This is a genomic window from Psychroserpens sp. AS72 (assembly GCF_038900375.1).
In the GTDB taxonomy this organism is placed as follows: Bacteria; Bacteroidota; Bacteroidia; order Flavobacteriales; family Flavobacteriaceae; genus Psychroserpens.
Genome location: NZ_JBBMRC010000003.1, coordinates 529,801 through 546,577 on the forward strand (window position 1 = coordinate 529,801; position 16,777 = coordinate 546,577).

14 protein-coding genes are annotated in these 16,777 nt (G+C 31.3%); 13 read left to right on the forward strand and 1 reads right to left on the reverse strand.

What is annotated here, in order from left to right:
- The first annotated feature begins 14 nt into the window (after positions 1 to 14).
- From WNY78_RS08540 to WNY78_RS08585, 10 genes are all read left to right on the forward strand, one after another.
- On the forward strand, positions 15 to 1,277 hold the full coding sequence (locus tag WNY78_RS08540) for a hypothetical protein (RefSeq protein WP_342872779.1): 1,263 nt from the start codon (positions 15 to 17) through the stop codon (positions 1,275 to 1,277).
- Positions 1,274 to 4,111 (forward strand): metalloprotease, encoded by a 2,838-nt coding sequence (locus WNY78_RS08545; RefSeq protein ID WP_342872780.1) that lies wholly within the window; start codon positions 1,274 to 1,276, stop codon positions 4,109 to 4,111. Before WNY78_RS08540 ends, WNY78_RS08545 begins: the two co-directional genes overlap by 4 nt.
- A gap of 183 nt (positions 4,112 to 4,294) precedes the next feature.
- Positions 4,295 to 6,706 carry a thiamine pyrophosphate-dependent enzyme gene (locus WNY78_RS08550; protein ID WP_342872781.1) on the forward strand — a complete coding sequence of 804 codons (2,412 nt, stop codon included), beginning with the start codon at positions 4,295 to 4,297 and terminating at the stop codon, positions 6,704 to 6,706.
- Positions 6,707 to 6,838: 132 nt separating this feature from the next.
- The gene (gene ppk2, locus WNY78_RS08555) at positions 6,839 to 7,693 is read left to right on the forward strand and encodes a polyphosphate kinase 2 (protein ID WP_342872782.1); all 855 of its coding nucleotides are present in this window, start codon (positions 6,839 to 6,841) and stop codon (positions 7,691 to 7,693) included.
- 12 nt (positions 7,694 to 7,705) lie between these two features.
- The gene (gene ppk2, locus WNY78_RS08560; protein ID WP_342872783.1) at positions 7,706 to 8,518 is read left to right on the forward strand and encodes a polyphosphate kinase 2; all 813 of its coding nucleotides are present in this window, start codon (positions 7,706 to 7,708) and stop codon (positions 8,516 to 8,518) included.
- Positions 8,519 to 8,660: 142 nt separating this feature from the next.
- The gene (locus WNY78_RS08565) at positions 8,661 to 10,265 is read left to right on the forward strand and encodes a class I SAM-dependent methyltransferase (RefSeq protein ID WP_342872784.1); all 1,605 of its coding nucleotides are present in this window, start codon (positions 8,661 to 8,663) and stop codon (positions 10,263 to 10,265) included.
- A gap of 17 nt (positions 10,266 to 10,282) precedes the next feature.
- A complete protein-coding gene (locus tag WNY78_RS08570; RefSeq protein ID WP_342872785.1) occupies positions 10,283 to 10,654 on the forward strand; it encodes a DoxX family protein in 372 nt (123 codons plus the stop codon).
- A 382-nt stretch (positions 10,655 to 11,036) separates the two neighbouring features.
- Complete coding sequence (locus WNY78_RS08575; protein ID WP_342872786.1) at positions 11,037 to 12,227, forward strand: hypothetical protein; 1,191 nt, start codon at positions 11,037 to 11,039, stop codon at positions 12,225 to 12,227.
- A gap of 5 nt (positions 12,228 to 12,232) precedes the next feature.
- On the forward strand, positions 12,233 to 13,681 hold the full coding sequence (locus tag WNY78_RS08580) for a hypothetical protein (protein WP_342872787.1): 1,449 nt from the start codon (positions 12,233 to 12,235) through the stop codon (positions 13,679 to 13,681).
- 240 nt (positions 13,682 to 13,921) lie between these two features.
- Positions 13,922 to 14,392, forward strand: a complete 471-nt coding sequence (locus tag WNY78_RS08585; protein WP_342872788.1) for a hypothetical protein — start codon at positions 13,922 to 13,924, stop codon at positions 14,390 to 14,392.
- Positions 14,393 to 14,415: 23 nt separating this feature from the next.
- On the opposite strand, the gene WNY78_RS08590 is transcribed toward WNY78_RS08585, so the two are convergent.
- A complete protein-coding gene (locus WNY78_RS08590) occupies positions 14,416 to 14,775 on the reverse strand; it encodes a diacylglycerol kinase family protein (RefSeq protein WP_342872789.1) in 360 nt (119 codons plus the stop codon).
- A 258-nt stretch (positions 14,776 to 15,033) separates the two neighbouring features.
- Between WNY78_RS08590 and WNY78_RS08595 the strand changes: the two genes are divergently transcribed.
- From WNY78_RS08595 to WNY78_RS08605, 3 genes are all read left to right on the forward strand, one after another.
- Positions 15,034 to 15,258 (forward strand): hypothetical protein, encoded by a 225-nt coding sequence (locus WNY78_RS08595; RefSeq protein ID WP_342872790.1) that lies wholly within the window; start codon positions 15,034 to 15,036, stop codon positions 15,256 to 15,258.
- A 106-nt stretch (positions 15,259 to 15,364) separates the two neighbouring features.
- Positions 15,365 to 15,610 (forward strand): hypothetical protein, encoded by a 246-nt coding sequence (locus tag WNY78_RS08600; RefSeq protein WP_342872791.1) that lies wholly within the window; start codon positions 15,365 to 15,367, stop codon positions 15,608 to 15,610.
- Between the two features lie 234 nt (positions 15,611 to 15,844).
- Positions 15,845 to 16,684: an alpha/beta hydrolase-fold protein gene (locus WNY78_RS08605; RefSeq protein WP_342872792.1), complete on the forward strand. Its 840-nt coding sequence runs from the start codon at positions 15,845 to 15,847 to the stop codon at positions 16,682 to 16,684.
- Positions 16,685 to 16,777 lie beyond the last annotated feature (93 nt).

Consider the following 16,777-nt stretch of genomic DNA (forward strand, 5'->3'; position numbering starts at 1 on the left):
TTACGATTAAAGCTATGATTAAGAAATTACTTTTATTTGTTTTTACATGTGTTCTTTCTATCTCGTCTGCCTTTGGGCAAGCAGATTTCAAACTCATGTTTTACAATGTGCTCAATTTCCCTTTGGAAAATGCTGTACCCAATAGAATTAACGATTTGGAATTTATTTTAGAGGATTACAGACCAGATATTTTTATGGTTTGTGAACTCAATAATATCTCTGGAGCGATGACTATTTTGAGTACACTTCAAAATATAAATCCTGATTACCAAAGTGCAACGTTTACGCTCAATACATCAGATGATAACATTGGCAATCAAAATGATTTACAGCAATTTATATATTTTGACAGTACTAAATTTATTTTAGAAAGTCAAAATGTTGTAACAACACTTTTTAGGGATTTTAACCATTATCAATTAAAAATAAATTCTGTAGAACAAGTCACAACACCAATCATAATTGATTTTTTTGTTTGTCACCTAAAAGCATCTAGCGGAACATCAAATCAACAATCCAGATTAGCAATGGTTGAAGATTTATTTAATTATATAGATACGCTTCCTACAGGTAGTAATATTGTACTCGCTGGAGATTTTAACGTGTATACAAACTCAGAGCCTGCATTTCAAAAGCTAATTGATCCAACTAATAGCATCGTATTAATTGATCCTGCAGATCGTATTGGGAGTTGGCACAACAACTCTAATTATGTGGATGTTATGACTCAATCTACACGTACACAAACAGGACTTGGTGGTACCACTGGAGGTTTTGATGACCGATTTGATTTTATTATGACTTCGGAAAACATGACAACTAACCCAAATCTATCTTTTATTGCTGGAAGCTATGATGTTTACGGAAATAATGAAAACACAGATTGTTACAATCAATCTATCAATTCATTTGATTGTTCTGGTACAGATTTTTCGTTCGCTACTCGAGATGCTTTACACAATTTTAGCGATCACCTTCCCGTTACATTAGAATTACAAACCAATCAATCCTTAAGTATTCCTGAATTTAACACATCAGAAATGATAACAATTTTAGGATCTAACGTCATTGATAATACCTTGAAAATACAAGTAGATTTGAGACTACAAAATGAGCTAGAATTATACATCTTTAATAGTCTAGGTCAAGTGGTAAAAACTGTTGACGTTAATAATACGTTAATATCCATAGATGCATCACGTATTAGCAATGGCATCTATTATATTACAAGTTCAAAATTTCAGTTTAAACCATTAAAATTTGTAGTGAACCATTGAGACTAAATTCTTTTTTAAGTATTGCCTTCTTTTTTTGGAGCAGCATTGTTATTTGTCAAAATAGCATAGACCTTGCTGCATCTATTGATGTGACTACTAAAACCATACAAATAAAAGAACGGATCGTGTATCAAAACGAAAGTAATGATACGCTATCAACTATATATCTTAATGATTGGAATAACTCCTATTCCACTAAAAAAACACCGTTAGCAACACGATTTACTGAAGAGTTTAATAATAAGTTTCATTTTGCAAAAAGTAAACAGCGTGGTTATACTATAATTACTAACATTAAAGATCAAAGTGAAAACTCATTACATTTTGAAAACCTAGAAGAGTTTCCTGATGTGATCTCTGTAAAACTTCAAACACCTTTATTACCAAATCAATCTTATGATATATCATTAAGCTATAATTTGGTTTTACCAGATGATAATTTTACAGGTTATGGGATTAGCCCAAACAAAGATTTTAATTTAAAATATTGGTACATTACTCCTGTTGTTTATAATGGTGAATGGAACTATTATAGCAATAAAAATTTAGATGATTTGTATATCCCAAAAGCAGATCTCAAACTTCAAATTGAATTCCCTATCAATTACCAATTGATATCAGAACTTAACACTTTGGACATTAAACAAACTCTTGATAAACAAACGTTTTTTTTACACGGAAAAGATCGTGTTAACACACATTTGATACTCAAGAAATTTTCAGATTTTAAATTTGTTCAAACCGACGATTTTACTATTTTTTCAAATTTATCTAGTGAAGGCATTCCTTCTGAAGAAAAAGCTATCATCACAGATAAAATTACACGTTTTATTACTGAAAACCTTGGAGAATATCCTCACGAACGCCTTCTAATTACAAAGGATGATTATAAAAAAGATCCTTTATATGGCTTAAATCAATTGCCAGATTTTATTCGTCCGTTTCCTGATAATTTTCAATATGAATTAAAATTATTAAAAACAGCGCTTAATAAATATTTAGAGAATACACTGCTAGTAAATCCAAGAAAAGATTATTGGCTAAGAGACGGAATTCAAATCTATTTCTTAATGAAATATGTTGAAACCTATTATCCTGACACTAAACTTTTAGGGACTTTGGCAAATTTTTGGGGAATCCGTTCATTTCATGCTTCAGATTTAAAATACAACGATCAATTCAATTTATTCTTCATGCAAATGGTGAGGAATAATCGAGACCAAGCTTTAACAACCTCAAAAGATTCTTTACTAAAATATAACGCTAATATCGCTGGTAAATACAAAGCAGGAATTGGTTTACGCTATTTAGATAATTATGTAAATTCTAATATTGTAGAAACTACAATTTATGACTATTTAAAAAATAATCAACTTAAAATTACTAGCTCTACAAATTTTGAAAACCTTATCAAATCTAAAACATCAAAAGATTTAAATTGGTTTTTTACAGACTATATAGACTCCAGAAAAAAGATAGATTTTAAAATTAGAGACCTAGAAAAATCTGAAGATTCAATCAAATTTACAATTAGAAATAAACGTGATAACGCAATGCCTATTTCGTTGTTTACCTTTAAAAACGATTCTATTATTTCTAAATCCTGGATTGATAACATAAAAGGTGATAGTACGATAACACTACCTAGAAATAGTACAGAAAAGTTAGCTTTAAATTATGATAATGCCATACCAGAGTTCAATTTAAGAGATAATTATAAGTCATTAAAAGGGTTTCCTTTTAACAACAAACCGTTTCAGTTTAGACTTTTTAAAGATATTGAAGACCCAAATTATAATCAGCTATTTCTAATGCCTTTAGTTGAGTTTAATAATATTTATGACGGATTAACACTAGGCGCAAAATTTTATAATAAAACAGTTTTAAGAAAACGTTTAAATTATAAGTTCTCACCTCAATACGCTACAAAATCAAAGTCATTAACTGGAAGTGGTTCCTTGTATTATACACATCATATTGAGGATTTTGATCTCTATAGATTAACCTACGGAATGAACGCCAAGTACAATTCTTTTGCAGAAGATTCTTTTGTAAAGATATTTACACCAAGTGTTTCATTGTTTTTTAGAGATAACGACGATTTCAGATCTGATAAATCAAAATATTTAAACCTTCGTTATCTTGATATTTCTAGAGAAGTGGGAGAAAATGCCATTATTGAAGACTTATTAGATCCAGATTATAGCGTGCTAAATTTACGTTATGTGAGCTCAAATCCTGGATTAGTCAATTTCAACAAATGGTATTATGATGTTCAATTTGCTGATAAATTCGGAAAAGTTTCTATAAATTATGAATATAGAAAACTATCAGAAAGCAATAGACAGTTTAACTTACGCTTATTTGCAGGAACATTTTTATACAATAAAACAGATCCAAATTCAGACTATTTTAGCTTTGCGCTAGATAGACCAACAGATTATCTATTTGACTATAATTATTTAGGTCGCTCTGAAGCTTCAGGAGTATTTAGCCAACAAATCATAATAGCCGAAGGTGGCTTTAAATCAAAATTAAAAACACCATTTGCAAATCAATGGATGACAACAGCTAATGTAAGTTCTACAATATGGAAATATATCGAAGCCTATGGAGATCTAGGTCTTGTAAAAAACAAAGGACTCAATCCTGCTTTTGTTTATGACTCAGGAATCAAACTAGATTTAGTCACCGATTATTTTGAACTTTACTTCCCTATTTATTCTAATCTTGGTTGGGAAATTGGCCAACCTAATTACGACCAGAAAATTAGAATAAAATTCACATTAGATCCTCAAGCATTATTAGGTCTTTTTAGAAGAAAATGGTATTAAAATACTCATTTCAACTTTTGTAAATTGCTAAAAAATTCTTAACAGAACTGTTAATATTTGTAAATAATTGCTAATTATACCTAAAATATGGTTTTTTTTTATCATATTCTTAATATTATAACAATCTACAAGGTTGTAACATTAGCAAATTTTAGCTAAATTTGTATCTAATAATTCACACTTATGTCAACACAAACTAAAGCACCTTCTGAAATAACTTTTCAGGATTTCAAAGATGAAATTTTGGAAGATTACAAAATCGCTATTACAAGTAGAGAATGTAGTCTTTTAGGTCGTCGAGAAGTACTTACAGGAAAGGCTAAGTTTGGAATTTTTGGTGACGGTAAAGAAGTGCCTCAATTGGCTTGGGCAAAAGTGTTCAAGAATGGAGATTTTAGATCAGGCTATTATCGTGACCAAACCTTAATGATGTCTATTGGTAAATTATCCATTCAACAATTTTTTGCTGGTTTATATGCTCACACGTCAATAGAAGCTGATCCAATGAGTGCAGGACGACAAATGGGTGGACATTTTGGAACCCATAGTCTTAATGAAGATGGTGACTGGAAAAACCTTACTGAGCAAAAAAACTCTAGTGCAGACATCTCTCCTACTGCTGGCCAAATGCCAAGACTTTTAGGATTGGCACAAGCCTCAAAAATTTACCGAAATGTAAAAGGTATTGATACTACAAAATTTTCGGTAGAAGGTAATGAGATTGCTTGGGGAACGATTGGAAATGCAAGTACAAGTGAAGGGTTGTTTTTTGAAACGATAAATGCAGCTGGAGTATTACAAGTACCAATGGTTATAAGTGTTTGGGATGATGAATATGGCATATCTGTTCATGCAAAGCACCAAACGACAAAGGAAAACATTTCAGAAATACTAAAAGGTTTTCAAAGAGATGAGCATAATAAAGGTTACGAAATTTTAAAAGTTAAAGGCTGGGATTATACCGCTTTAATTGAAACGTATCAAAAAGCAGAACGTATTGCTCGTGAAGAGCATGTGCCTGTATTAATTCATGTTATAGAATTAACGCAACCACAAGGTCACTCTACTTCTGGTAGTCATGAACGTTATAAAAGTAAAGAGCGTTTAGATTGGGAGAAAGAACATGATTGTATTGCTCAAATGAAATTATGGATGATTGCTAATAATATAGCAACAGAAGATGAGTTAGATGTCATTCATAAAAATGTAAAAAGAGACGTAAGACAAGGTAAAAAAGCAGCATGGAATGCCTTTTTAAAACCAATTTTAGAAGAAAAAGCACAAGCAGTAGCACTAATAACAGATGCTTCTCAAAAAAGTTCTAATCGTGTTTTTATTACAAAAACCATTAATGACTTAACTGAAATTCAAGAACCAGGACGAAAAGATGTATTGTCTGCTTGTAGAAAAACATTACGATACCTTGTTGGTGAAGAGTCTGTTGAAAAAACAGCACTTCAAAATTGGATTAACAAATATATAGAAGAAATACAACCAAAATACAGCTCTCATTTACACAGTGCTTCAAAATGGTCTGCTTTACATTCTAAAGAAGTTCAGCCAACCTATAATGATAATGCTGAGTTAGTGGATGCAAGATTAATAATTAGAGATAATTTTGATTTTATATTTGGCAACTATCCAGAAACCTTAATTTTTGGAGAAGATTCTGGAAATATTGGTGATGTAAATCAAGGTTTAGAAGGGCTTCAAGAAAAGTATGGAGAACTTCGTGTAGCAGATGTTGGTATTAGAGAAGCTACAATTTTAGGTCAAGGTATTGGTATGGCAATGCGTGGTTTACGACCAATTGCTGAAATTCAATATTTAGATTACATACTCTATGCGTTGCAAATCATGAGTGATGATTTAGCGACACTTCAATATAGAACCAAAGGCAAGCAAAAAGCACCTTTAATAATTAGAACAAGAGGTCACAGATTAGAAGGTATTTGGCATTCTGGATCGCAATTAGGTGGTATTATTAACCTTGTTAGAGGTATCCATGTACTTGTACCAAGAAATATGACCAAAGCTGCAGGATTTTACAATACGCTTTTAGAATGTGATGAACCTGCTCTTATTATAGAATGTTTAAATGGATACCGTTTAAAAGAAAAAATGCCTAATAATATTGGCAAATTCAAAACACCTTTAGGTGTCGTAGAAACAGTTAAAGAAGGTACAGACATTACGTTAGTATCTTACGGATCTACATTAAGAATAGTTGCGCAAACCGCTAAAGATTTACTCGAGGTTGGTATAGATGCAGAGGTTATTGACGTACAATCGTTATTACCTTTTGATCTTAACCATGATATTGTAAAAAGTGTTGCAAAAACAAATCGTTTGATGATTATTGATGAAGACGTTCCTGGTGGAGCATCTGCTTATATTTTAAACGAAATTTTAAACACTCAAAACGGTTTTGAGTATTTAGACAGTGCGCCTAAAACATTAACTGCAAAAGCACATCGTCCTGCTTATGGAACCGATGGTGATTATTTTTCAAAACCATCTTCTGAAGATATTTTTGAAGCCGTTTACGAGGTCATGCATGAAGTGAGTCCTAGTGATTTTCCAAAATTGCGATAGTCAAAGCATTTATAAATAAAAAACCTTCCAGAAACGGAAGGTTTTTTTATTTAGTATCATGCTAACTGATATTAGTCATAAATTAATTATTAAATTTTTATTAATTTCAAGCTTACACAAAAGATATATTTTATGATTACAGAAGAGGTTATCAATTCACTTAAAACCAATACTGCTCTTTTAAATTATTTAAATACTGAAAAAGAATCAAATCCTAGTTATCAATCAATTCTTGATAAATATGATTATGAAAAAGAGTTAATAACATTACAAGCCGAACTTGTTGATTTTCAACGTTGGGTACAAAAAGAGAATAAAAAAATAGCTATTATTTTTGAAGGAAGAGATGCATCAGGTAAAGGTGGTACTATAAAACGTTTCAAAGAGCATCTCAACCCACGAGCCATGCGTGTTGTAGCTTTAAACAAACCTACAGAAGTTGAAAAAAATCAATGGTATTTTAATAGGTATATAAAAGAACTCCCAAATGCAGGAGAGATTGTTTTCTTTGATAGAAGTTGGTACAATAGAGCAGTTGTAGAACCTGTAATGGGATTTTGCAGCAAACAACAATACAAACGTTTTATGATTCAGGTTCCCGAGTTTGAAAACATGCTGTATGAATCAGATACACTCATAATTAAATTTTGGTTTTCAGTTTCTAAAGAAGAACAACAACTACGTTTTGAAAAACGCTTAAAAAACCCACTTAAAAAATGGAAATTTAGCCCAGTTGATCAAAAAGGGCAAGAACTTTGGGACGAATTTACCAACTACAAAGATAAAATGTTCTCAAGAACTCATAACTCATTTTCACCTTGGGTTGTCATTAATTCTAATGACAAAAAACGCGCTAGATTAGAAAGTATTAAATACGTATTAAGTCTTTTTGATTATGATAATAAAGGCCTTAATTGCAAATCTATTTTACCAGACCCAAATATTGTACAACGCTATTTTAGAAATACTGTTCACTTAGACAAATAAAAAATTATCATTATGATAACAGATAAAAACTTATCGATAATAAATTCAAAAAAAGGCATCGAGGTTCTATTACGTCAAAAACGATTAGACGCAAAAAAAGCTATTCGAGATGTCAAATATGAGAAGCGTCTAGAAAAGCTACAAGAAGAAATGTTAATCATGCAACAATGGATTAACAAAAACAACAAAAAAGTTTTAATACTCTTTGAAGGTCGTGATGCTGCAGGTAAAGGTGGTGCAATACGACGAATCATTCAACATTTACCTCCAAGAGAAATAAAAGTTGTAGCATTACCTAAACCCAATGAAACAGAAATGGGTCAATGGTACTTTCAACGTTATATTAACCGTTTACCCAATAATGGTGAAATTGTGTTTTTTGATAGAAGTTGGTATAATAGAGCTATTGTAGAGCCTGTAAATAATTTTTGCACTAAAAAAGACTATGAAATTTTCATGAACCAAGTAAACGAGTTTGAAAAGATGATCCAAGAATCTGGAATACATTTAATTAAACTTTACTTTTCTATCACAAAAAATGAACAAGAAAGACGATTTAAAGACATCATAAATTCTCCCATTAAAAAGTGGAAATTCAGTGAAGTAGACAAAAAAGCATTAGTGCTTTGGGATGAATATACTACCTATAAAGAAGCTATGTTTGAAAAAACTCAAGTGCATTCTCCATGGAAAGTAATTAAAGCCAATAAAAAAACTAGTGCAAGAATAAATGCTTTTGAGTACATCTTAAAAAACATCCCTTATGAAATAAAAGACAAAGAGACTATTCGTCACAAAACACTACGCTCAATCGTAAATCAATAACTATCTATACATTAATTCATAAATAATGTACAGTATTTTGAGTGATCTTGATTTGCCAAATTATTTTAATTACAATAGGATGTAAAAAAACCTATCATACAAGTGACAGATTTTTTTATCTTTATAGGAAACATACCAATCTATGCTTTCAAAACAAGATAAAGAACATCTAAGAGGTACTATTTTTAGGCATTTAGATGGTATAGCGACTTCAACTTCTGCGTATGCATTGCACAAAAAAGGAGTTTTAGATTTTCTTTTAGAACATGAAACTGTTGATTTGAAAACGTTGACCAATACGTTTAAAGCTAATGAAGGCTATCTCAATGTTGCCTTACGAGTATTGAGTTCTCAAGGTTGGCTCACACAACATCTAGATAACAAAACAGATCAAATATCCTATGCTATAAACTCAAATAGTAAACGTGCTTTTGAGTTGACGCCTTTGTATGAGCAAGCTGTAAATCTGCTCAACTATTCTGTTGAGTTTCCTAATGAGAATATTGGTTCAGATGCGTTTAGTGCTTTAGAAAAAGTGTTTAAAGCCTATGAACAAAATTTCGGACTAGATATTTCCGAAGACAATTCTATAGAATACCAATTATTAAAACATATTGAAGGTGCTATTGTTGGACCAATTATTGTGCTTTTAGGTGTTAATGGTTTGTTTCATAAATATTTTATGGAAGCCTCTTTCACTGCCGAAGAATATCACAAAAATCCAGAGAGTTTTAAAAAAATCTTAGATTTCTTTGCACATTTAGGATGGTTCAAAAAGAAAAAAAACACATATCAATTCACAGATGAAGGTTTGTTTTTCGCCAAACGTGCGAGTGCATATGGTGTGACAGTTTCATATTTACCAACTTTTCTGTATTTGGATGATTTAATCTTCGGAAATGCAAAAATTCTTAAAACTGAGTCACCAGAAGACACTGAGAAACATGTACACCGAGAAATGAATGTTTGGGGAAGTGGTGGAGCACATTCAACGTATTTTAAGGTCATCGATCAAGTTATCATTAAATTATTTAACAAACCTATTGACGAACAACCTAAAGGGATTTTGGATATGGGTTGTGGTAATGGTGCGTTTATTCAGCATATTTTTGATGTCATAGAACATCAAACATTACGTGGTAAAATGCTTGACGAGCATCCATTATTATTGGTAGGAGCAGATTTTAATCAGGCTGCATTAAAAGTCACAAGAGCCAATTTAATCAAAGCAGATATTTGGGCAAAAGTCATTTGGGGAGATATTGGAAGACCAGATATTTTAGCACAAGATTTAAAAGAAGATTATAATATAGAACTTGGTGATTTACTCAATGTACGTACATTTTTAGATCACAATCGTATTTGGGAAGCACCAAAAACTGAAACGCAAAGAATCAGTAAATCTTCTGGAGCTTATGTGAGTCTTGGAAAACGCTTATCAAATAATGTAGTTGAAGACTCATTGTTAGAACACCTCACAAAATGGAAACCTTATGTAGAACGTTTTGGATTATTAATGATAGAATTACATACAGTAAAACCAGAGCTTGTAGCTCAAAATATTGGTAAAACAGCAGCTACAGCTTATGATGCCACTCATGGTTACAGCGATCAATATATTTTAGAGGTTGATGTATTTAATGCCGTTGCTAGTGAAGCTGGTTTGCATCCAGATGAGCACTATTTTTCTAAATTCCCAAATAATGAATTGGCCACAGTAAGTGTAAATCTTTTAAAAGGCAACTAACTAAACTTAAATATAGAATGAAAAAAAACTTCACAGATTTAGCACTTTTAATACTTCGATTAGGATTTGGTGGTTTCATGTTAACCCACGGAATTCCCAAACTAAACAAACTATCAAATGCTGCAGAATTCCCAGACCCTTTAGGTATTGGCGGATTGCCATCACTAATTTTATGCCTTATTGGAGAAGTCGTAGCTCCTATTTTAATTATCATTGGTTTTAAAACAAAATTGGCAGCAATCCCAGCAGCAATTACTATGCTTGTCGCAGCTTTTGTAGTACATGCAAAAGATGATTTGGGCACAAAAGAACATGCCTTATTATTTTGCATAGCATTTGTTGTCATCTTTTTAGCAGGACCAGGAAAACTGTCTATTGATAAGTCCTAAAATTGTTATTTTTCTACGGAAATAAGCCACACGCAAAATTGTGGCTTAATTATTGTATTTTCGCACGCTGTTTGCTTTGAACCTAAAATTGACCTAATGTTTGTTTTCAGTTTGAATGTATTTTAATTCAATTTGCAGTTATAAATTTGAAAAACTAACGAGTTAATTTGATAAATTATGACAATAATTGGAAAAAATTCATCAAATCTTTTAGAAACCCTAAGAAAATGCAATTTTATCGTCTAAAATTATTACAATATCTCGATATCTTAATAATTTTAAATTTCAAACCTTAACTTTTCTTAGGATTCTGAAAATTAAATCTTAGGTCAATTTTAGGTTATAAGTAAACCGAACGATTATCTATATAAAATTAAATCAAATGAAAAAAAGTTACCTTTTAGTTTTCGCATGTTTAGCGATCTCTGTATCTAGTTTTGCTCAGCGAACTATGTCTGAAAAAATTAGTTATTTTAATCTTAGAACACCTAATAACCCATTAGATGAATCTATAAAAACTTACAAAGCCATTGTTGAAACACCTTACACACTTACTGTAGAAGAGCTTAACACACAATCTCTAGCAGAGTTTGAAGTTGAAAAAGCAAATTATGCTCAAGTTGTTAAAGATAGTGAAGCAGAGTTTGAAGAGCGTTTAGCTGGACATGATGATGAAGTAAAAAAAGCTGAAGCACGCTACGATAAAGAAATGGCAGATTTTAAAGATTTGTCTCTTCTTGAGCGTTTAGCCTTAACAGATCAAGGTAAAAAACCTGCACTTAAAGTGCCTTCAAAACCAACATACGTTGCTCCTAGAGAACCTGTATATATTCAACCAAATTTAGACGATCACCTTATTTTTGACAATCAAGTATTGGCAGATAATGTAGAGCTATTAGGTTATGAAAAAGGAAGCGATCTTTTAATAGTCATTAACATTACTAAAATGGCTTTTCAGGATAATGGCGGACAAACATTCTACGCACAACCAACAAACCTTAAAGTTATGAAAGGTGCAACTATTATTGATGAGAAAACTTTTGACGATGAGTTTCAGTTTTTGACATCTTCTAATAGTAATACGATTAATTTAGATCGTTATGAGAAGAATAACGTTAAAAAAATCATGACTAACATTGGTACTTATATCAATGAGGAGTTTGGGTTTATTCCGGTAGCATCTTCTGTTACTATAGAATTTCCGAAGAATAAAAAAAGAGAATATGACATCTTAGAGAACGCTAAAATAAAAGCGATTTCTGCATTTAGAAAAATGAAAAAAGACGCCTCTGCTGAAACCAGAGAACGTGCAACTTCAGAACTTATGGCTGTAAGAGACATCTGGACATCTGAATTGGCGAAAGTGGATTATAATGATAAAAAGGCTTTAATGAATAAAGATATTGCCATCATGATTTTCTATAATTTGATGCAAGTAGATATTAGTTTAAAAGATAAAGCGCAAGCCGAAGCAACTTTAGCTAGTTTTCAAGAGCAACGTATCAACTTAGATTTAAGTTACGATGAAAAGAACGCTTTTACTAAACTTGAAGAGCAAGTTTACAAATTATAAGAGCCATGAAAAAAATACTCATTACTTTAATTGCTTGCTTCACAATAAGTGTTGGTTTTGCACAAGTATTTAATACAGAGCATAGCTCATTTTTCACTAAAGAAAGTGAAAAGGATATTTATAACATCCACTTTCCTTCAGCTTACGGTTTCACAACGTTGCATCATTTAGATAATGTGATGATGGATAATACCAAAGCAATGGTATTAACAAAGTACGATCAAGAAATGAAGGCTGGAGAAACAATGACCTTTAATTTACCAAAATTAGGTTTGCGTGCATCAGATTTACAAGAAGTTATTGAAATTGATGGTCAGTTGGTGTTTTTATCTACAGTCATGGATAAAAAATCTGCTAAACATAATCTTAATGCTCAAATTTACAGTAATGAAAGTATGAGCGTGAGTGATCATAAAGTGATTGCCTCATTCCCTATCGAGAAATACTCAAAATCTGGATTTTACACTATTACTATATCACCAGACAACACTAAGTTTGCCATTGTTGCCAATATGCCTTTTGAAAAGAAAACACAAGAAAAAGTGATGATTTGGGTCTATGACATGCAATTAAACTTATTGTGGGAACAGAGTCAAACATTAGAGTATGAAAGTGATAGATCTTATGACGAAGATATCTTTTTACAAAACTCTGGAACTGTTTTAATGAGTAAAACTATTGACGCTTACAAAAAGAGTCGTAGTACTAAACTATTAACTTTTAATGGTAATAGTGTTGTAACGATAGATTTTTCTCAAGACGGTTTTATGCCTATGAACATGAAACTTATTAATGTTAATGGTTCACCAATGCTAACCGGATTTTTCTGGAATGGTAAAAAAACAGTCATTAAAATAAACAGCAAAGAAGGTAACGATAATGATGGTGCATTTTTATATGATTTAGGTACTCATACCTTAATTGGGATTCATGAATGGAGTGACACATTAGACGCTTCAGATTTAAAAAGTCTAGAAGTTGTAGACGTTACTGTTAAAGGTGATGACATTTACATGATTGGAGAAAAATATTTGTACGATAGTGAGTTTAGAAAAAACGGAAATACTTTAACTACAGATCTAGATTACCTTTACACTTATGGCTCGAGCGTTATTGTGAATTTTAATACTAAAGGCACTTTAAAAGGGTTTACACCTTTATTTAATTCTAAACAATATAAGAATGAAGCTAAAGAAAAAGGTTCTTTTTCAACATTGGTTTTAGAAAACGGATTGCGTGTGTTTTCAAACAACGATAATCATATTACAATGAGTTCATTTTTTGTAGATCAAAGAGAAACGTTTAATAGACCAACTGTGATTCCTTTTGATCATGGTACATCTACGGTTCCAAACATACTACCACATACGGTTAGAGAAGTAAAAGATTACGCAATAGTATATTACATCACACAATACAGAGATCGCTATTGGTTTAATAAAATGACTTGGTAGTGATACTCAAAACAAATGACTTTTTGTTGGAAGTTTTAAAATTTCCGAAGACATAAAAAAAAGCTAGTTAGGTTTTATTCTAACTAGCTTTTTTGGTTTTAAATATTTTTTCTTCGGAAATGTGCCTCAATTGATTAATTTTAGATTTATATAAAACGAGCATGTTCAAAACTTTTCCAACCAAGAAAATAGTTAATAGCGAACAGCATGTGACCTTAAAAAAACAATAATAACGAACACATGAAAGCAGTATCTGTAGTTACCATAAGAAAAGAGCTCAAACACAAGACTAATCAGGAATTGGCTGAGCTTTGTTTGCGTCTCTCTCGTTTTAAAAAGGAAAACAAAGAACTCCTCACCTATTTATTATTTGAAGCTGATAGTGAAGAAGGCTACATAGAAACTGTAAAAGCAGAAATTGATGAACAGTTTGAAATAATGAATACCAATAGTTATTTCTATATCAAAAAAAGTGTCCGCAAAATTCTACGCAACACAAAAAAGTACATTAGATATTCTCTCAACAAAGAAACTGAAGTTGAACTACTCCTCTACTTTTGCAAGAAACTAAAACATATGTCTCCTTCTATAAACCGCAATACGACCTTGACTAATTTATATGATCGCAACATAGAAGCAATCACGAAAAAGATTTTGAATTTACATGAGGATTTGCAGTATGATTATAAGCAGATTTTGGAAGATCTTTAATATTATTTTAATGAGGTAATAAATTACAAAAAGTAAGGCAAATAGATAATTAAAAATATAGTCATTGCTCCAAGAGCAGCAAAAGTAACTGCACCTGCAGCAATATCTTTTATAAAACCAATACGTTTATGATAATCTGGATGTATAAAATCTGCCATTTTTTCAACAGCTGTATTTAATCCTTCTATTCCTAAGACTAAAGCTATTGCAAGAGTTTGATTGATCCAATCTTGTTTTGAAATATCAAAATAAAACCCTAATATCACCATTATAGAAAACAAACTTGTTTGTACCATAACGCTGTGTTCAGTTGTAATTAGCAAAAAACAACCTTTAATCGCAAATTTTAGGCTTTTAAGTCGTCCTACAATAAAATCTTTCATAAAAGCACTATTTTATTTTTCTTTATAAAATATATAATTAATCGCCAGTCAATATATAGTAAATTGTTAAATCATCCTATTCACATTCTAAAAAAATAAAGTAAACGTGCAATAACAACAAAGATTACTCTGGGTCGTTTTCTTTTACTAACTTAGTTCCAACCAACGTTGCTCACTTTAGTCATAACTATTGAACAACAGTCTGAGAAAAAGCGAATCATAAAAATAAATATTAAGATTACTACATAAACGATAACTATGAAATTAAACTTAGTGTCTTGTGACGCTCAAAGACCAGATAGAAGAGCTATAGCTCAATGTATAGCAGAGATTTCAATGCATATGAACAACGGTTTAGCAAACGAACTTATGGATATACTCATAGAAGGAGACGCAGTAGATATTGAAGTAGAAGATAAAAACTCTGCTTCTGCTTTAAGAGCTTTACGAAAATTAAGCATCGACTATGAAATCATAGAGTAAATCCAATTTCTCGATAGAAATCTCATAATTTTTCAAAATAAGAACTTCGGAAATTGGCTTCACAACACAACTCAACAAAATCATTTAAGCCATTTAAAACATACTAATGAAAAAACTAATCCTTTGTATATTCACATTAATGGTAACTACCATGTACTCGCAAGACAATTGCGAAAACTTCAAAACTGGTAAATTTCAAAATGTTGAAAATGGTATTATTAAAGCTGAAATTGAAAGAAATGACTCTATTCAGACTGAAACATACGGACAAAAAGAAGTCAAACTAAAAATTGAATGGATTGATGACTGTAGCTATCGTCTTATTTTTTTAGAAGGAAATAGTGCATTTTAGAATTCTAGACCTAAAAATAAACCAACACCAGATTTAATTGTTAAAATCACTCAAACTGATGGAAACGCTTACCTACAAGAATCAAAATTTGATATTGAAGAAGATTTCATTTATAAGAGTAAAATAATTAAAATAGAATAAAAGAGACCAACTCTACAGTAGCCACCTGAAAGACAATTAATTGCTAGGAAATTTTTAATTTTTTATATTTCAGAAATTAAAACTATCATCACTATGAAATCAATTTCAAAACAACTTACTTACTCAAAAGTTTTCTTTTTAATCACACTATCTATAATCTTGCTTAATTGTGGCAAGACACCACAATACAACGATCCCATTCCAGAACATGATAATTTCAATCTAGTATCTCAAGCTGTTAACGAAACACGAGTCATCAACGTTTGGACACCTCCAAATTATAAAACTAGTACAACTGCTTTTCCTGTATTGTATATGCCAGATGGTGGTATCAAAGAAGATTTTCCGCATATAGCAAATACATTAGCCAAACTTATTGAGAGCAAATCTATTCCTCCCTTTATACTCGTCGGAATTGAAAACACCGAAAGAGGTCGCGATCTTTCTGGTGCTTCCGAAGTAAAAGCAGATGAAGAGTATTGTCCGTTAACAGATGGAGCAAAAAATTTCAGAAGTTTTATCACTGATGAACTCATGCCAGAGATTAATAAAAATTATAGAACCACATCTAGAAAAGGAATTATTGGCGAATCACTAGCTGGTCTTTTTGTAACAGAAACATTTTTAATCGCACCAGAAAGTTTTGATTTCTATATTGCGATGGACCCTTCTATTTGGTGGAACGATCATTATCTAGAAAAGAACGCTAGTACTTATTTATCTAAATTCCCAGACAAACACATCAAATATTGGTTTGCAGGATCAGATGCTCATGATATTTCACTACATACAAAAAACTTAGAGAAAACACTAAAACAAAGTGCTCCAGCTCAATTAAATTGGACTTACTCTGATGAGCCAAACGAACAACACAACACTATTTTTCGAGCAACAAAAGAAAAAGCACTGATTTGGGCTTTAAACTCCAAATAAAACATAAATAGAAAATCAAAAAGCGCAATACCAAAAATTTTGATATTGCGCTTTTTTAAATAAAAGTTGTTTTAATAATCAACTAACTTTTTT

Bases quoted from the DNA above. Each gene is read 5' to 3' on its own strand.
- WNY78_RS08580 (WP_342872787.1), top strand. From the start codon at position 12,233: ATGAAAAAAATACTCATTACTTTAATTGCTTGCTTCACAATAAGTGTT.
- ppk2 (WP_342872782.1), top strand. From the start codon at position 6,839: ATGATTACAGAAGAGGTTATCAATTCACTTAAAACCAATACTGCTCTT.
- WNY78_RS08550 (WP_342872781.1), top strand. From the start codon at position 4,295: ATGTCAACACAAACTAAAGCACCTTCTGAAATAACTTTTCAGGATTTC.
- WNY78_RS08600 (WP_342872791.1), top strand. From the start codon at position 15,365: ATGAAAAAACTAATCCTTTGTATATTCACATTAATGGTAACTACCATG.
- WNY78_RS08565 (WP_342872784.1), top strand. From the start codon at position 8,661: ATGCTTTCAAAACAAGATAAAGAACATCTAAGAGGTACTATTTTTAGG.
- WNY78_RS08570 (WP_342872785.1), top strand. From the start codon at position 10,283: ATGAAAAAAAACTTCACAGATTTAGCACTTTTAATACTTCGATTAGGA.
- WNY78_RS08595 (WP_342872790.1), top strand. From the start codon at position 15,034: ATGAAATTAAACTTAGTGTCTTGTGACGCTCAAAGACCAGATAGAAGA.
- WNY78_RS08590 (WP_342872789.1), bottom strand. From the start codon at position 14,775: ATGAAAGATTTTATTGTAGGACGACTTAAAAGCCTAAAATTTGCGATT.
- WNY78_RS08605 (WP_342872792.1), top strand. From the start codon at position 15,845: ATGAAATCAATTTCAAAACAACTTACTTACTCAAAAGTTTTCTTTTTA.
- ppk2 (WP_342872783.1), top strand. From the start codon at position 7,706: ATGATAACAGATAAAAACTTATCGATAATAAATTCAAAAAAAGGCATC.
- WNY78_RS08575 (WP_342872786.1), top strand. From the start codon at position 11,037: ATGAAAAAAAGTTACCTTTTAGTTTTCGCATGTTTAGCGATCTCTGTA.
- WNY78_RS08540 (WP_342872779.1), top strand. From the start codon at position 15: ATGATTAAGAAATTACTTTTATTTGTTTTTACATGTGTTCTTTCTATC.
- WNY78_RS08585 (WP_342872788.1), top strand. From the start codon at position 13,922: ATGAAAGCAGTATCTGTAGTTACCATAAGAAAAGAGCTCAAACACAAG.